11 protein-coding genes are annotated in these 17308 nt (G+C 38.2%); 6 read left to right on the forward strand and 5 right to left on the reverse strand.

Annotated features, from left to right (window positions below; translation table 11 throughout):
• The 3 genes from Q1A31_RS08330 to Q1A31_RS08340 all read left to right on the forward strand — a co-directional run.
• Positions 1-4818: Calx-beta domain-containing protein (locus Q1A31_RS08330; protein ID WP_299875083.1), on the forward strand; the 4818-nt coding region annotated here is incomplete at its 5' end.
• Between the two features lie 120 nt (positions 4819-4938).
• Positions 4939-8529 carry a hypothetical protein gene (locus tag Q1A31_RS08335; protein ID WP_299875085.1) on the forward strand — a complete coding sequence of 1197 codons (3591 nt, stop codon included), beginning with the start codon at positions 4939-4941 and terminating at the stop codon, positions 8527-8529.
• Between the two features lie 432 nt (positions 8530-8961).
• Complete coding sequence (locus tag Q1A31_RS08340; protein ID WP_299875088.1) at positions 8962-9156, forward strand: hypothetical protein; 195 nt, start codon at positions 8962-8964, stop codon at positions 9154-9156.
• Between the two features lie 139 nt (positions 9157-9295).
• Here Q1A31_RS08340 and Q1A31_RS08345 read toward each other — a convergent pair whose 3' ends face one another.
• Positions 9296-9928, reverse strand: coding sequence for a hypothetical protein (locus Q1A31_RS08345; RefSeq protein ID WP_299875091.1), 633 nt, complete (start codon positions 9926-9928; stop codon positions 9296-9298).
• Between the two features lie 98 nt (positions 9929-10026).
• Between Q1A31_RS08345 and Q1A31_RS08350 the strand changes: the two genes are divergently transcribed.
• Both Q1A31_RS08350 and Q1A31_RS08355 read left to right on the forward strand, forming a co-directional pair.
• The gene (locus tag Q1A31_RS08350) at positions 10027-11106 is read left to right on the forward strand and encodes an Sfum_1244 family protein (RefSeq protein WP_299875094.1); all 1080 of its coding nucleotides are present in this window, start codon (positions 10027-10029) and stop codon (positions 11104-11106) included.
• Complete coding sequence (locus Q1A31_RS08355; protein WP_299875097.1) at positions 11103-11684, forward strand: 2OG-Fe(II) oxygenase; 582 nt, start codon at positions 11103-11105, stop codon at positions 11682-11684. Before Q1A31_RS08350 ends, Q1A31_RS08355 begins: the two co-directional genes overlap by 4 nt.
• A gap of 31 nt (positions 11685-11715) precedes the next feature.
• Here the strand turns inward: Q1A31_RS08355 and Q1A31_RS08360 are convergent, their stop codons facing one another.
• From Q1A31_RS08360 to Q1A31_RS08375, 4 genes are all read right to left on the reverse strand, one after another.
• The gene (locus Q1A31_RS08360; protein WP_299875100.1) at positions 11716-13128 is read right to left on the reverse strand and encodes a sigma-54 dependent transcriptional regulator; all 1413 of its coding nucleotides are present in this window, start codon (positions 13126-13128) and stop codon (positions 11716-11718) included.
• 36 nt (positions 13129-13164) lie between these two features.
• On the reverse strand, positions 13165-13557 hold the full coding sequence (locus Q1A31_RS08365; RefSeq protein WP_299875103.1) for a response regulator: 393 nt from the start codon (positions 13555-13557) through the stop codon (positions 13165-13167).
• A 94-nt stretch (positions 13558-13651) separates the two neighbouring features.
• Positions 13652-15568, reverse strand: coding sequence for an ATP-binding protein (locus Q1A31_RS08370; protein WP_299875106.1), 1917 nt, complete (start codon positions 15566-15568; stop codon positions 13652-13654).
• A 533-nt stretch (positions 15569-16101) separates the two neighbouring features.
• Complete coding sequence (locus Q1A31_RS08375; protein WP_299875109.1) at positions 16102-16425, reverse strand: hypothetical protein; 324 nt, start codon at positions 16423-16425, stop codon at positions 16102-16104.
• Positions 16426-16512: 87 nt separating this feature from the next.
• Here Q1A31_RS08375 and Q1A31_RS08380 point away from each other — a divergent pair, with 87 nt between their 5' ends.
• The gene (locus Q1A31_RS08380; protein ID WP_299875112.1) at positions 16513-17193 is read left to right on the forward strand and encodes a Fe2+-dependent dioxygenase; all 681 of its coding nucleotides are present in this window, start codon (positions 16513-16515) and stop codon (positions 17191-17193) included.
• Positions 17194-17308 lie beyond the last annotated feature (115 nt).

Here is a 17308-nt window from a genome sequence, read left to right on the forward strand (position 1 = left end):
ACCGTGACCGGTACAGTCACCAGTGGCAACACCAGTAACGCAAGTGATACAGGAACGGTAACGATTACGGATAACGATATAGTATCGATTACTATCGGTGACCTTATGGTTACAGAAGATGTAGGTACAGCTAATGTGCCAGTAACTTTAAGTACACCAAGTTCAGTCGATACAGTGATTGATATAGTGACTTCAACAGGTACAGCAGGTACGGACGATTACACTGTGACTACAACTACGGTCACGATCCCAGCGGGTCAAACTACAGTAAATGTTGTTATTCCAGTGACTGACGACAGTATTGATGAGCCGAATGAGACCTTTAGTGTTAACGGGACAGTGACCAGTGGAAACACCGCGAATACCGATCCGAGTGGTACGGTAACGATCACCGATAACGATGCGGCACCAACAGTAACGATCGGTGATGTATCTACGTCAGAAGATTCAGGAACAGTAACGGTCCCTGTGAGCATTGATATTGTGAGCTCAGTTGATACCGTGATTGATATCGTGACAGCGACCGGTGCAGCGGGTAGCACAGATTACACAGAGACTACGACCACAGTGACGATCCCAGCGGGTGAAACAACAGTTGATGTAACGATCCCGGTGATTGATGACAGTATTGATGAGCCGAGTGAAGACTTTAGTGTTAACGGTACAGTGACCAGTGGCAACACCGCGAATACCGATCCGAGTGGTACGGTAACGATCACCGATAACGATGCGGCACCAACAGTAACGATCGGTGATGTATCTACGTCAGAAGATTCAGGAACAGTAACGGTCCCTGTGAACATTGATATTGTGAGCTCAGTTGATACCGTGATTGATATCACAACCTCTACCGGTACAGCGGGTACGTCAGATTACACAGAGACGACAACAACAGTGACGATCCCAGCGGGTGAAACAACAGTTGATGTAACGATCCCGGTGATTGATGACAGTATTGATGAGCCGAGTGAAGACTTTAGTGTTAACGGTACAGTGACAAGTGGCAACACCGCGAATACCGATCCGAGTGGTACGGTAACGATCACCGATAACGATGCGGCACCAACAGTAACGATCGGTGATGTATCTACGTCAGAAGATTCAGGAACAGTAACGGTCCCTGTGAGCATTGATATTGTGAGCTCAGTTGATACCGTGATTGATATCACAACCTCTACCGGTACAGCGGGTACGTCAGATTACACAGAGACGACAACAACAGTGACGATCCCAGCGGGTCAGACAACGGTTGATGTGACGATCCCGGTAACAGACGACAGCATTGATGAGCCGAGTGAAGACTTTAGTGTTAACGGTACAGTGACCAGTGGCAACACCGCGAATACCGATCCAAGCGGTACGGTAACGATCACCGATAACGATGCTGCACCGACGGTAGCGATTGGAGATGTAACGACAGCAGAGGATTCTGTCACAGTGACAGTACCTGTAAGTATTGATGTGGTTAGCTCAGTTGATACCGTGATTGATATCGTGACAGCGACCGGTACAGCGGGTAGTGCAGATTACACAGAGACTACCACTACGGTTACGATCCCAGCGGGTGAAACAACGGTTAATGTAACGATCCCGGTGATTGATGACAGTATTGATGAGCCGAATGAGACCTTTAGTGTTAACGGGACAGTGACCAGTGGAAACACCGCGAATTCCGATCCGAGTGGTACGGTAACGATCACAGATAACGATGCTGCTCTTATTGTAGCTGAAAATGTTATTGCAGTAGATCCAGTGAACGGTGTAATAGGAGGTACGATCCCAGAGAACGTTCTGACTAACGATACTTTAAATGACTCTCCTATTGATCCAACTGAGGTGACCTTAGCACCGATCACAGAAGGTCCATTAAGTGTGAATGCAGATGGTACTGTGATTGTTGCTCCAAACACACCAGCGGGTTCTTATACTGTAACGTACCAGATCTGTGAAATTCTTAATCCAACAAACTGTGATTCAGCAACTGTCACGGTAACTGTTGAAGCAGCACCTATAGAAGCGAATGATGTATTAGCAGCATCACCAGTTGATGGCGTTAATGGCGGAAACATTGCTGAGAATGTATTGGCTAACGATACATTAAATGGTGTTCCAGTCACTCCAGAAAATGTAACTATACAGCCAGTAACTACAGGCCCATTAACTGTCAATGCTGATGGTACTGTATCTGTTGCAGCTGGAACTCCAGGCGGTACTTATACAGTGGAATACACCATTTGTGAGGTACTTAACCCTGACAATTGTGATACTGCAAGTGTGACAGTCACAGTTATTGTTAACTTACCACCAGTTGCTAAAGATGACAGTGTGGAAGAACAGCCTTTAGGTCAGTCAGTTACGATTAAAACTGTAGCTAATGATAACGACCCTGAAGGTGAATTAGATGTAACATCTGTTCGTATTCAGGACCTTTCTGGTAATCCTGTAACTACATTAATTGTTCCAAATGAAGGTACATGGACAGTTGATTCTGCTACTGGAGATATTACTTTTACTCCAGAACCAGGTTATTTGGGTGATCCAAAACCTGTTCAATATACAGTGAAAGATACTACTGGTCTTGAGTCTAATATCGCTACAGTGACTATTGATTATGAAGAGCCAGCCGCTATTGCAGGTACAGTGTGGTTAGATCGAGATAAAGACAACGAGATCGATCCAGACGAAGACCGTAAAACAGGTTGGACGCTAAAGATCAAAGATAAGGATGGTAACGTTATCGCCACTACGGTAACTGATGCTCAAGGTAATTACTCTGTTACGGGGTTAATTCCTGCTGAGTATACTGTTGAGTTCTTCAATACTAATGGTACGTTGATTACAACTAAGTCAACGGGTGATCTTGAGTCAGGTGAAACTTTAGACCTGCCATTACCAGTAGATCCTAGTGGTGTGGTGTATGACAGTACTACTCGTGAAGTTTTGGCTGGAGTTACTTTGCAACTTGTAAACTCACAGGGAACTCCTGTTGATGTAAGCTGTGTCGGTGAAGGTCAGCAAAGTCAGGTTACTACAGAAGATGGTATCTATGCTTTCGATGTCTATCCTAATGCGCATTCAAGTTGTCAAAATGGTGAAACATATACGATTAAGATAGTTTCATCGCCAGCTGGTTACTACACAGACAGCACCATCATTCCACCACAAATAGGTGTGTATGACAGTGATGCGAATGAAGCTAATTGTACGGTTGATGCGATCGCTAATAGTAATAGTTGTGAAGTGCAAGCTCAGCCTGATGCTCCTCAAGGTAATCAGGATACGACCTACTTTATGGACTTCTCATTAAGTTCTGGTGATAGCAATGTTATCTTTAATCACATTCCGCTTGATTCTCAGATAGCTCGTGTAACAGAACTTGATGATGACACCGTGTTGTTGAGTAAGTCAGCGAATAAGAAGCAGCTCAGTGTGGGAGATCAGCTTTACTACACGATACGAGCAGAAAATACGACTGAAGATGAAATCGATGTTGATGTTCGTGATGACTTACCGAAAGGCTTTAAGTTTGTATCAAGTGCTGCAAAGCTTACTAGAGCTGGTGCAGATAATAGCATTGGTACTGAAGACGATATCGTTACAAGAATCAAAGCGACTGGTACTGATCCAATTACTTTTGGTTCACTGACGCTAAAAGGAAAAGAGATTGTACAAATTGGTTATATCCTCAAAGTCGGAACGGCAGCGACGCAAGGAAATGCGGTGAATACAGTACAAGTATTTGCTTCTGGCTCTGAAGATGATATTGCTAGTAACATTGCTACTGCGACTGTTACCATCGTTGCTGATAGTGTGTTGGATCAATCTACCTTAATAGGTAAAGTATTCCATGACCGTGATGGTGACGGTTACCAAGACCCTGCGAATGTTACAGGACTTACAGTCAAGAGTGATTATTTCGGTTGGAACAGTTTACATCTGGGTGGTCTTAATGGACGAGTTAGCGTACTAGATGATCCAAGTAAATATCGCCAAGTGATTCGTATGCCTTACTCTAAGAAGAATGACTTCAAGGTAACTACTCAACAAGGAACAGTAATTACGATCGATAACCGTGGCCAGTTGAAGACAAGCCATACAGGCCAGAAGAAGAAAGGTCTGACTGCTCAGGATATCCGTGTTACTACTCGTAGAATACGAGGTATTCCGACACAGACTCCAGTGAAGGCTAAGCGTATTCCTGCTAAAGACACTGATGTGCTTGAAATCACAATCACAAATTACGGTATCAATGAAGAAGGTATCCCAGGTGTTCGTCTAGCAACGGTTGACGGTCTATTAATAGAAACCGATGGATACGGACGTTATCACCTACCGGATGTTGATGGTGGACGACGTGGTTGGGGTAAGAACTTTATTCTTAAGGTAGACAAATCATCATTACCGGTAGGCGCTAGATTTACCACAGAGAATCCAAGAGTGATACGTGTTACGAGTTCTGCACTGAGTAAAATTAACTTTGGTATTAAGTTGCCTGTGCAACAGGCACCACAAACTAAGGCAACTAAACAAGCTGTTCAAAAAAGTGCCTCAAAGGTGGGGGGTGTCTCTACAAATACAGTTGAAGTGATGTTGAAAAGTAATTTCTTCGAAACAAACAGCTCCACAGTATTAAAAGGTAATCAGAAAGTACTTGATGACATTGCAACTGCCGTTAAAAAGCATGGTAGTGCGTATGTTCAAATTATGGCAGATAAGGAAAATGCCACACTATCAAAGCTTCGTGCAAACAGTGTTAGAAAAGCTTTGCATAAACGATTAGGTAACTTAATGGGTCATGTGAAAGTAGAGTCTAAATAAGACACTGATCTCAAAGAGGCTATGAACATAGCTATAAATAAAAAGAAGAATCATAAAGACAAGGATGTCTGTTAATTCGAATTAATAAAAATAAGACCAACGAACAAAACAGGTTTAAAAATGAAAAAAAGACTGCCAATTCAGAAGAATCATAATTCTGTTATGACTGCTCGAAAATCACCGCTTTTTAATAAAGCGTTAATAGGTCTAGTTATGTGTAGCGCCTGTGTGCTTGCTCAGGCAACCGATAACAACATCACTACCAGTTCCTATTCAATCAAAGTCGTTAAAAAACAGGCTAGCGATACTGATGTTGCAGAATCTCAAAATGTGTCAGAACCAGTAATAAATAAAGAACAAGTAAGTTCTACACAAAGAACGATTCGTCTTAGAGATGGTGGTGTTATATGGGTCAGTAATGATCCCTCTACGTTAACCCCAATTCTTGATGTAAAAACAAGTAAAGATATCGAAGTTTCTGGAAGTCATTTTGAATCTCCTATTTCTTTTACATTAAATACAAATTATGCAGCCTTTATTAAGAATTGGGAATTGTCTATTTATAGAGCTAGTGATGAAGATGAACGTAAACCAATAACTACATTTACAGGCTCTAAATTATTAAATGGCCAGACTGTCAAATGGAATGGTTCTGTTATGAATGGAAAGCCATTAGCAGCAGGAGATGAATTAAAGTACATTTTAACGGTTAAGGATAAAGCCGGTCATATTGACACTACGAATGCTCGTAAAATGTACTTACAAGGACCTGGTAGAAACTTTGATAATGATAACGAAGTAAGCCTAAACCTCGAAAATAACCTCGATAGACAGACAATACCAATTTATGGATCTCGGGTACGCATCTCTGGTAATGATATTGTAGAAGGCAATCAAATTTCCATTGATGGTGAAAAAATTACTGTTTCAGAACAGCGTTTCGTTCTGGAAAGATTGTTACCTGAAGGCAGTCATTCATTTGATGTCAAAATATCAGATAAAAATAAACAAGCGTATAGCAAATCGTTAGATATAGATGTAAATAGTCGATATATGTTTATGGTGGGTTTAGCCGACGTTACAGTTGGTGAAGGCAAGGTATCTGGAAATCTAGAAACACTCAGTGATGGTGACAAATACCTTGATGGTGATATCTTTGTTGATGGTCGTTTAGCCTTCTACCTAAAAGGTAAAATCAAAGGTAAATATCTTATTACTGCCCAGATGGATACGGGGACCGATGAAATTGAAAACCTGTTTGATGATATCCATAAAAAAGACGCACAAAGTCTATTCCGAAGACTAGACCCGGATAAGTACTACCCGGTTTATGGTGATGACTCGACGATTATTGATGATACTAATAGTCAGGGAAAGATGTATGTGCGTGTTGATTGGGATAAATCTCGTGCAATATGGGGTAATTTTAATACAGATATGACAGGTACAGAGTTAAGCGCTTTTAATAGAAGTTTATATGGAGCCAAGCTTAATCATAAAAGTACTAAAATAACGAGTAATGGTGATCATAAAACCGACGTCACGATGTTTGCATCTGAAGCGCAGAGTGCCTTTAGACATAATCAATTTCTGGGGACTGGCGGCAGTCTCTATTATTTGAAAGATACTGATATTGTCGTTGGTTCAGAAAAAATATGGGTAGAGATACGAGACCGAAACAGTGAAAGAGCAATCAGCACTATTGTTATGGAAGAAGGTCGTGATTATGAAATTGATGATTTTCAAGGCCGTATCATTTTACATCGCCCTCTATTGCAAATTGCTGAACAAGCAAATCCATCATTAGTAAAAGATAACCCTTTAGATGGTGATCAAGTCTACTTGATGGTCGATTATGAATATGTACCTGATAATTTTGATAGTGATAAAGCTAGTTATGGTGGGCGTGGTAAGGTCTGGTTGAATGATCATTTTGCAGTAGGTGGAAGTTACGCCCATGAAAATCGGAATGATGATGATTACGATCTCCAAGGTATTGATATCACTCTTAAAAAGTCAAAAGGAACTTACCTTGTTGCAGAATATGCAGAAAGTAAATCTTTACAAACATCAGGTAATTTTAAATCTGATGATGGTGGTTTGAATTTTAATGATTTTATTTCAAGTGATAGTTTGGCGAATAAAACAGGTACAGCTTACAGCTTAGAGGCTCGAGCCAACCTTGAAGATTTTAGTAAAAAAACGGGTGTTTTAGGTGCCTGGTATAAACATCGCGATGCTGGTTTCTCTAGCGCTCGATTAGATCAGGGAATTGAAACTATCGATGCTGGATTAGAAGCAATCGTAGAAGTTAATGATGCGCTAAAACTTTCAGCAAGATCAACAATGTTAGATAAAAAAGGCACCAGTAAGGTTACTACAGCTAGTGTTCAGGGTGATTACGAATTAAATAAAAAAGTAACTCTGAGTGCAGAAGTTCGTCATATTAAAGAAGAAGATCTTAGTGAGAATGCTAATACAGTCCAATCAATAGACGGTGAAGGCACGCTCGCTGCTTTTAAGGTTGGTTACGATGTTAATAAAGATATTAACTTGTACGTAATCGCCCAAAGCACACTTAATAAAAGTGGCGCTTATACATCAAATGATTTATTCACCATTGGAACTAAGTCCAAATTAACTGAAAAGATAGATCTGAATGCTGAGTACAGCACAGGAGAACGTGGAGAAGCCGCGACACTGGGTGCAGATTATAAGCTGAGTAAGGATCATACGATTTATACAAACTATACTTTATCGTCAGACAGTACAGAAGATAAGCAAAATCTGTTCACTGTGGGTCAAAGAAAAACTATTAGTAATCGACTCAAAGTATTTACCGAACATCAATTTACTTACGAATCAGCCCAGACAGGCATAGGCCATACATTTGGTATTGATCATGATTATAATGACGATGTGACCTTAAGTGCTTCCGTGCAGACGGCACGTCTTGATAAGGAAGAGGGTGGAATTACAGATCGTGATGCATTCTCAGTAGGTCTCACTTATGAAAAGGGTAAAAGCACAGGAAGCTCGCGAATAGAATATCGCCGCGATAAGGGTACATCTGAACTCAGCCCGGAAGAGACCGATCAATGGGTAACAACTAACAGACTAAATTATCGTTTAAGTCCTTCATTACGTTTGCAAGGTAAACTTAATTACTCTGTTACTAATGATAAAGAAGGTAATACCAAGGATGCAAAGTTTATTGAAAGTGGCCTTGGGTTTGCTTATCGTCCTGTTAATAATGATCGCCTGAATATATTAGGTCGTCTAACCTATCTTTATGATTTACAACCTATTTCGCAAAGTACTAATACAGATGAAAAATCTTTAACCGCAAGTCTCGAAGGTAGCTATCAAATCGATCAGAAATGGCAAGTAGGCGGAAAAGTCGCACATAAGTTGGGTGAGCTTCGAACAGATAGAGATGCAGGTGACTGGGAGAAAAATGATGCAACATTAGTGGCAACAAGTGTGACTTATCACCTCAGCCATAAATGGGATGCAATGGCACAATACCATTGGCTGAATTCAGACGAATCACAGGATACTCAACATGGCGCGATGATATCGGTTGATCGCCATATAGGTAAAAATATGAAGATTGGAATAGGGTATAACTTTACTTCGTTTAATGATGATTTAAGAAATACGGATGGGGATGCTAAAGGATGGTTTATCAACCTGGTTGGTAAATTTTAAGTATAAATCGTTATCTCGTAGATATGTGCCCACAGTATGTGGGCATTTTTTATGGGTGTTTAATATATTTATTAGAAATTAATACTCCTTTCTAATTAAATAATATTACCATCACTTATAATTAAAATTCATATAGACTAGATTTTCGTTTGAGTCTACCTCATAAGCAACGTCAATAAAGTTAGAGTCGCTTATCAATCTATTCGGCTCGTTATTTTTCTTAAACTAAATAGAATTTATTCAGGACTAGGTTAATTTTTTGTTATAAGGGTTTTACCCCAATAGGGATATTCAGAAACACTAATATACGGGTATACTGTTCGAATCAATTTTCGACCAAGAAGTTTTTATTGTTAATATTAACGTTTATTAATCGTTCAAAAAGACTTTTTGCTTAACCTTATTTATAAAAAGATTTAAGAGGAATATCCAATGAATCAGGAATATTACGATGCAGTTGTTGCAATGGAAAAAGCAGGTGTGGATTCTGAGTATCTACAAGGCTGGCAGGGTGGGTACCTTGTAAATCCTGAGCGTGAAGAGCAACGCGTTACTGATGCATACGAAGCTGGTTATGCTGACGGTACTGAAAAGAATATGGATGGTTACAAAGAGTGGGTTAAGTAATTTCTTATTTGTAGCTATAAAGAAGACATAAAAAAAGCAGGCTTAGCCTGCTTTTTTTATGTCTGTAATTACTACTTGTAAACCCTATAAATTAAAAACACACCCCCACACTTCAAGGGTGTTTTTCTAATAATTTTTTTTAAGCCGGTTTATCTCTCAATAATACATGTCGAGAATCTAATGCTTCTCCACCCACATCTTTGATTTCATCTTCAACTAATCCTACAGATTTCACGGTCTTCTTAAACAGGGCGTAAAATTCTGGCATAAGTACTTGCTGGATATAATCTAATGCCCATTGTCTATCATTTGGGCCGAGTACGTCAGATATATTATTGCCAAATTCACGACCCATGGAAAAACCAGGTTGGTGTTTTTCTGTATCCCATTTTGTATCTGAATAGGATTCAAAACGCGCATTGAGTTTTTCTATAAAAGGAGTTCTGTAATCACCTGGACCACTGAAATCTCGCGCATTATCTTGTACATGATCAGATACTTTTTGTGCGTACATGCTGATTAGCGCAGCTCGATCTTCATCATTAATTGTTTCATGAACAATGCGATCTAGGGCTTGGATCATAAAAGCCATGACTTCTTCGATGACTTCAATACGTTGTACTTGCGAATCTACCTGAAAATTTTCATTCTCAATTTCTAATAGGGTTTGCATGCCGATTTTCCAGCTATTAAAAGCAAGAACACTCACTGCATCTTCAACCGATACTTCGCGTTCTTCTTTGCTCCACTTTGTTTTGATACGAATTCGCATATTGATTTCCAGTTGGTATATGGCGGAATTTATATGGGAATTATAGGTATCTCTTAAGGAAAAGCGAATACCTCTTTAAAACCTTGTATTATTCATTTATGGATAAGCAGTTAAAAGATGTTATTGATACGGTGCAACACAATTGTCACATAGCTGATGCAAGGCATGCGGGAGACTATACCTTGTGTGTGTATCTACTCAAAATGCGCGAAATGTATCGTTGGGAACAAAGTATAGATTTCAAGACCATGTTGACGACAGACGATGTAGGCGACTGGTTAACCAGTAGAGAAGGTGTTTGGGATGAGCTCGAAGAGCAAGAATATAAGAATCTGGAAATCGATGAGAAAACGTTTAAACCCTTTGAGAACGAATTAATCAACAGCACACTGGACGATAAAAAACTGGTATATAACGCTGGTTTAGGCATTCGTAGTCGCCCACATTTCTTTATTGCTGAACTCGAAAAATTCATACAACACGATGACTATACTATCTTTATTTCTAATAAAGAATTTGCGCGAGATATGGCTGCTCCACCTGCGATGGCACAGGGTAAAAATATCTTTGTTAGACGCGAATCTTTAAGACGTGTTATTTGGGAAATTCTGGATGATGCCAGAGTGGCAGGTTTAGATAATCCGCTCACTCGTGCCATGAGTTTCTATGACTTCGAAACGGATCCTGAAACGGCAATCAATCAAATGACCGAAGTTGAAATTGAGTATGTGATTGAACATGAAATTGGTGAAGTCAAAGCAGGTGAGTTATTAGGAAAATTAAACGTAGCTAATGATGGTGATCAAGTCTGGAATGAAATGCTGGATACGTATTCACAGACTCATGCAGAAATTATGCTAAGAGCAATTAGAGATCATATAGCTGATTCTATAACTACTTTACCCAAGCTTTTAGAAGACGTCAGTAAGGGGGAAAATATGGCCTCATTACATTTCTATTTCGGTAATCTAACAGCGATGAGGAAGCACTTGGCTCCAAAGTTAGTGGATGCTTATCAACAATGGAATGAGACCGGTAGTTTAGATCTGATTCAACAGAGTGCTGATCTCTCTAAAAATCATTGGTTGAAGTTATCCCAACAATTAATCGAGCAATTTCTGGCAGCTAAAGATTCGTCAACAATTGAAGAAATCATAACTGAAAATAAATTGATATGAGTGAAATAGTAGAAGTTAAGCCTGGTAGTTTTCTATTTGAAATCAAAGATGCATTGCCTGATTTTTTGTGTGACGACATGGTGGCTCGTTTTGAGAAAAACCAGGCTGATCAATATCAGGGTCGTGTGGGTTCTGCGATGACGGATAATACTCAGTTGAAAAAAACCACTGACTTAGTGGCTAGTGGCAAAGAACATTGGAAGGATGTCGATAAAAATCTATTTCGTTCATTGGCGATGGCGTTAAAGAGCTTTAAAGACAAGTATCCTTATTTCGCTGATATGAGCCGTTATAAAGATATGGGTTATAATTTACAGCGCTATGAGCCGGGCGAGTATTACCACTGGCATGTAGATGCGGATAATTTAGAGCTGGCATCACGTCAGTTGGTTGCACTGTGGTATTTAAATGATGTTGAACAGGGTGGAGAGACTGATTTTATACATCAGCAGGTTTCAATTACGCCAGAAAAAGGTAAGCTGGTTTTATTTCCGCCATTCTGGACTCATGAACATAGAGCAGCAGTTGTCGAAAAAGGCACAAAATATATAGCAACTACCTGGATTACATTTCGATAGATTCACTTAAAAAAAGTAACTTTTTAGACTGTTAAGAAGTCGTCGCGGGTTCTTCTCTACGAGATAAGCGCTTATTCAAAGCCTGACGTGTAATACCGAGAATAATGGATGCTTTTTTCTGATTATTATTGCTGCGTTTTAACGCTTCATCGATCAATTTGTTTGTAGCAGTTCTGATAGTCGGTAATTCCTTCATTGACCCAAAATCACTCCATGCTTCTTTGCTTTTAGAATTGCCTACGTTTGAAGAAGTTAACTCTAAATGCTTTTTGATGTGTTCTAAACTTAACTTTGTGCCGCTAGTGTGAATCGCTGCGTCATAGAGCAGCATCTCTAATTCACGAACATTGCCCAAAAATAAATGATTATTGAATAAATCGAATAATTCTAGCGGAATTTCAGGTGTCGGTTTTCCTAATTCTTCGCACGCGCGTTTTATAAAAAACTCTGTTAAAACAGGAATATCTTCACGTCTTTCTCTTAGAGGTGGGATTTTTATAGTGTGTATCTGTAGTCGAAAATATAAATCATTACGAAAATTCCCTTCTGTAATAAGAGATTCCAGATTTTGATGAGTAGCTGTAATGATTCGCGCTGTGTTTGTCTCCAAAATATCAGAACCTAAGGGATAGTATGTATTTTCCTGGATTAAACGCAGTAATTTAATTTGGGATTGAGATTTTAAATCTCCTATTTCATCAAGGAAGATAGCGCCGAATTTTGCTTTTTTGATTAGGCCTTCGCGATTTTTTAGTGCCCCTGTAAAAGCGCCTTTTTTATGTCCGAAAAGGCTGTCAGAGAAAGCGGTATCATCTAGCCCAGCTGCATTTACAGTTACCATTTGACCATTGCTATTTGATACTTTATGTACAGCATGCGCGAACAGCTCTTTGCCGGTTCCGGTTTCTCCTAAAATAAGTACAGGTCTATTTGATTGTGCAATAGCTTCAATATAATTAAACAGTTTTTTCATCTCGGCATTTTCAGTCAGAATATTTGAAAAATATTCATTCTTGGCTAGTTTGTTATCGAGAAGGCGTTGTTGTATTTCGAGAAGCTCTTGATTGTGTTTTTGCTCTTTGATGGAGTAATCAATCACATGAATTAAACGGTTGTGATCAAGTGGCTTGGTAAAGTAGTCAGATGCTCCCAGTTTGGTACATCTAATCGCGACATCAACGGTATCATCACCAGTAATCATAATGACAATGATTTCAGGGAAATCTTTTTTAATTTTTTGTAGTAATTCCAAGCCACAAATATTGGGCATATGCACATCTAGCAAAATAACATCAGGCTTGTTTTTGATAATTTCCGAAATGACTATCCCGGTATTAGTTATTACATTTTGATCGGTAAAACCTTTAGTTTTCAAAATGGTGGATAAGCCTAGTAATGTTTTCTCATCATCATCTATCAGCATTATTGATATATTTCTATTCACTCTTTGTTCCTTGGTTTTTATATCTCTACATTTTTCTTAAGCTTGTTTTTCTTCCGATTTATTGGCAGTTTTAGTTTCTTTTATTTGGCTTAACATATTTAAAAGTCTTACGTTATCTATAGGCTTTATGAAGTAATCAAGAGCACCTAGCTTTTTACACTCTTCAATCGTTCTTCTATGATCCATTGCAGAAATGATAATGATGCTCAGATCAGGATCTATCACTAAAAGAGGCGCTATTAAGTCTTTTCCAGATAAGTGAGGGATATTTAGATCTAGCAATATCACATCAAATTTATTGGTAGAGGTTGCCTCCAGGACTTCGCGACTATCAGTTAAGGTCGATATGTCAGCAAAACCTTTTGTTTTTAAGTAGGTAGAGGTACTCCGGGTTATCATTTCCTGGTCGTCTACTATTAATATTTTCATATCTATACTCGTTAGTTTTCTTCTTTTTAATTATTGTGTTTTTCTGTTACTTGTTCGTGATTCAATTATTATTTCTTTTATTTTCCTAATATGGTTAATTAATACCAAGTTGAACTTCCATGGGTTTTACATCCGTTGGAAATTCGATTGTAAATTCTGTTCCTTCTTCAAATTCGTGATTTATTTTGATTTCTGTATGATGTTGAGTCGCAATACTTTGGGAAATGGCTAAACCTAAGCCGGTTCCTCCGGTATCAAGTTTGGTCGAATAAAAAGCATCAAATATTCTATGTTGATCTTCAACGGCAATACCTGTTCCATAGTCTCTAACGCGAACAGTTATAAAACCTTCTTTGTTATTTGATGTATGGATTATTATTTTTTCAGAAGGATCTTTTATTGCTTCCAGGGCATTAATAATGAGGTTGATAAACACTTGAGAAACCCGTCGTTTGTAACACCAGATATCCGAAGGGGAAGCTTGTAGATCTAATTCAAAATGACGACAACGTTTGTTTATCTGAGTTCTTAAGGTATGTTTCACTTCTGCAATTAATTCATTTAAACAACAGCGAGTTATATCCTGACTATTATCCTGACGAACAAAGGATTTTAGATCGTTTATGATGCTGGTTATCTGGTCACTGCCATGGTGAATATCATCAATTAATTCAGGAATAATCTTCATCAATTCACTGACAGTCAAATTATTAAATGTAGTATCAGGATTGTTGGCAGCATAAGAATGTAGCTCAGGAATTATTGCGTTTAATGTCTCTTTTAGAACAACTGAATTCTGTTTAATTATATGGTTAGGATTATTTATTTCGTGAGTTACACCGGATAACATCGTACCAATAGAGGCCATTTTATTTTTTTGAATTAGTTGTAATTCATAATCCTGTTCTTTCTTTTTTAACTCACGTTCATTGCTAATATCATTGAAAACGATTTGTATTACTTCATAGTTTTCTTCTTTTATTAACATAAACATGGCTTTTACATACTTGTTGCCATGTTTCTTTGTGTTTATTTTTATTTCGTTAATGCTAACAGGCTCGAAGATATTATCTGTTAATAGCTGTTGTAAGTTTTTAGGTATTATTTCATTCGGAAAATGATCGTGTAGATCTTTAATGAAACTGGCATCTTTTTCATATTCAAGAATATGAAAGGCTTGTTTGTTAGCGTAGATAAACTCCCAGTCTTTATTAACAATGATAATACCTTGTAAAGAGCCTTCAACTAATGCCCTATAACGTTTTTCGCTAATTTCTACCTCTTCCCAAGAGGCTTTTACTTGTCCACAAAGCGAATTGAATGATTGAGTAAAAACATCTAGCTCATCATTAGTCGTGCCTTTATTTTTTGCTCTATCAAGCGTTAGCTCTTTTCTGTCTTCGAAAAAAGAAGGTGTTTGTAAGAAATCACTAATCGTTACCAGATGTCTGGCTACAAGTTTTTGAAAAACATACAGAATAAATAAGGCGACTAAAAAGGTCTTCACAAAATTTGAGGAGAGCACAATTAATAGCCGATTTTTAAGGTTGTTGTATACAAATTGGCTGTTTTGGGTGACTTCCAAAAGCCCAATCACATGCCTTTGATTATTTGTGGGAGATAATATTTTTTGCGTAAATACGCTTGTGTTTGCATCGCCTTTTTTAAAACCTATTTGGGAGTGTTTGAATAAAGTATCAGCCTGATTATCTGCCTTAATCCTGACTTCGGTTACGGTCGGTAAAGCGGTTATACCTTCGAGCAATGCATCAATTTGTTCTGTATTAATTGCCCAAACCGCATTTTCAATACTTTTTAAATAACTCTTACTGATTTGTTGGCGAATTTCACTTATCTGGCTTATATCTTTTTTGTATTCGATATACAGTTGAATACCTGAAAGGAACAAGGTCATGACTGAGCTAAATATCAATACGCGCAGTAAAAAAGCTCTACCGATTTTGGAAGAGTTGATAATAGGCCTAAAGTAACTAGGATTAGCTACGTTCATTAGAAAGATGGTCTATTTTTTAATAAAAGCTGAATCTGTAGCATTATTCGTTAATATTTTATTTGCTTGTTAATTACTTATAAAACAAGCAACTATTGTGCCAATAGAAACAGGTGACAGAAATGCCTATCTAGTTGGCTTTAACTAATGTATTTGAGAAATATTTAAGAGATATGCTTTTAGCAAGAGGGAGATTGAGACATAAGTCTCAATATGGAGACAAAAGTTTACAAAGTTATTCAGTCGGTCCTTAGTTTATCGAATTGGGAATTATAGATTGTGGTTTTAAATTTTCTAAGTGATTAAAAAAGTACCTAGATTTGTATATTTGTTAGCAACATTAAAAAACAAAAACGATCCGAATGAAGTGTGATTACAATATTGTATTTAGCGATTATCCGTGATTGAGAGAAAAGTGAAGCAAAATAAAATAATTTTGCAAAGACTAAATTCTATTTACGCTTTCGATTAACAAATACAAAATATCATTTAAAGTAGGGGGGTGACTTGTAAGTATAGTTAGAAATCTGAAATTATCTTGTTTCTAAATCGTACAGTGTCATGTCACCTTCCGTATTAAGGTGAAGCGCATAGGCGTTGGGAACACGCGATAGAATGTATCCAGCCATGAGTGTTCCTGTTTCTTTATTATTAGTCTCTAAAGCCGTTAGAATGCGATCTCCGACGATTTGGCAGCGTTGTGTTAAGTCAGGGTTTTCAATCCACGAACGACTCATTTGATAGCCTTGGTCCATGTCTTTATCGATCATGTCGAAATACTCTCTGGCATCAGTGATTATTTCATCAGGAACGTGAATGTCCTGCTCATGTTCATCAACAAAGATTTTAAGTATCATGGAGCGGCTTCCTTTAAAAGACGGTAGAGAGTACTAGAAAATAAAGGTAAAAAAAACTCTATTTAATATAAGGTAATAAAATAAATTATGTTATTAATTATTAAAGATGTTCTTAACGAAAATCAATTAAAAGTAATTTTAATGTTACTTAATAATGCTGATTTTGTGGATGGTAAATTATCAGCGGGTAAAGAAGCGGTAAAAGTAAAAAATAACGTTGAATTAGCACAACAAAGTCCATTGCATGATCAGTTGAATCAAATGGTTATGCCTTCATTACTGCAACATCCTGAGTATCAAGCGAGTGTCTTTCCTTTAAAAGTAGCAACCCCATTCTATGCCAGATACAAAGAAGGAATGGAATATGGGTTTCATGTTGACGACCCAGTGATGGGTTCTGCCTCTGGTTCTATGCAGAGCCGCTATCGATCTGATATATCCACGACAGTTTTTTTAAATGACGATTATGAAGGTGGAGAATTATTGATTAAAACTGCCTTTGGTGAACAGAAAATAAAGCTCTCTGCGGGTGATGCCGTTGTTTATCCCTCCAGCAGTTTGCATAAGGTGACAAAAGTTACTAAAGGTGAGCGCTTAGTTGCAGTTACGTGGGCACAGAGCATGGTTAAAGATAATACCCAGCGCGAATTGCTGTATGAATTAGGTCAGGCTAGAGAAACGCTTCTTGAGAAAAATCCGAATAGTGATGAAACTGCCAAGGTGAGTAATGTTTATGCGAATCTGGTGCGTCGATGGAGTGAGTTGTGACTAGGACTCAGGACGAAATTATAAAAAAGTGCCTTAAAGTAGGGGGGTGACCTGCTATATCAATTTTAAATAGTTAAATTTGAAACAGGCACAAAAAAGCCGCTGTTAAAGCGGC

It is taken from the genome of uncultured Cocleimonas sp. (assembly GCF_947495625.1).
Classification (GTDB): domain Bacteria; phylum Pseudomonadota; class Gammaproteobacteria; order Thiotrichales; family Thiotrichaceae; genus Cocleimonas.

Bases quoted from the DNA above. Each gene is read 5' to 3' on its own strand.
- Q1A31_RS08335 (WP_299875085.1), top strand. From the start codon at position 4,939: ATGAAAAAAAGACTGCCAATTCAGAAGAATCATAATTCTGTTATGACT.
- Q1A31_RS08340 (WP_299875088.1), top strand. From the start codon at position 8,962: ATGAATCAGGAATATTACGATGCAGTTGTTGCAATGGAAAAAGCAGGT.
- Q1A31_RS08345 (WP_299875091.1), bottom strand. From the start codon at position 9,928: ATGCGAATTCGTATCAAAACAAAGTGGAGCAAAGAAGAACGCGAAGTA.
- Q1A31_RS08350 (WP_299875094.1), top strand. From the start codon at position 10,027: ATGGATAAGCAGTTAAAAGATGTTATTGATACGGTGCAACACAATTGT.
- Q1A31_RS08355 (WP_299875097.1), top strand. From the start codon at position 11,103: ATGAGTGAAATAGTAGAAGTTAAGCCTGGTAGTTTTCTATTTGAAATC.
- Q1A31_RS08365 (WP_299875103.1), bottom strand. From the start codon at position 13,557: ATGAAAATATTAATAGTAGACGACCAGGAAATGATAACCCGGAGTACC.
- Q1A31_RS08370 (WP_299875106.1), bottom strand. From the start codon at position 15,568: ATGAACGTAGCTAATCCTAGTTACTTTAGGCCTATTATCAACTCTTCC.
- Q1A31_RS08375 (WP_299875109.1), bottom strand. From the start codon at position 16,425: ATGATACTTAAAATCTTTGTTGATGAACATGAGCAGGACATTCACGTT.
- Q1A31_RS08380 (WP_299875112.1), top strand. From the start codon at position 16,513: ATGTTATTAATTATTAAAGATGTTCTTAACGAAAATCAATTAAAAGTA.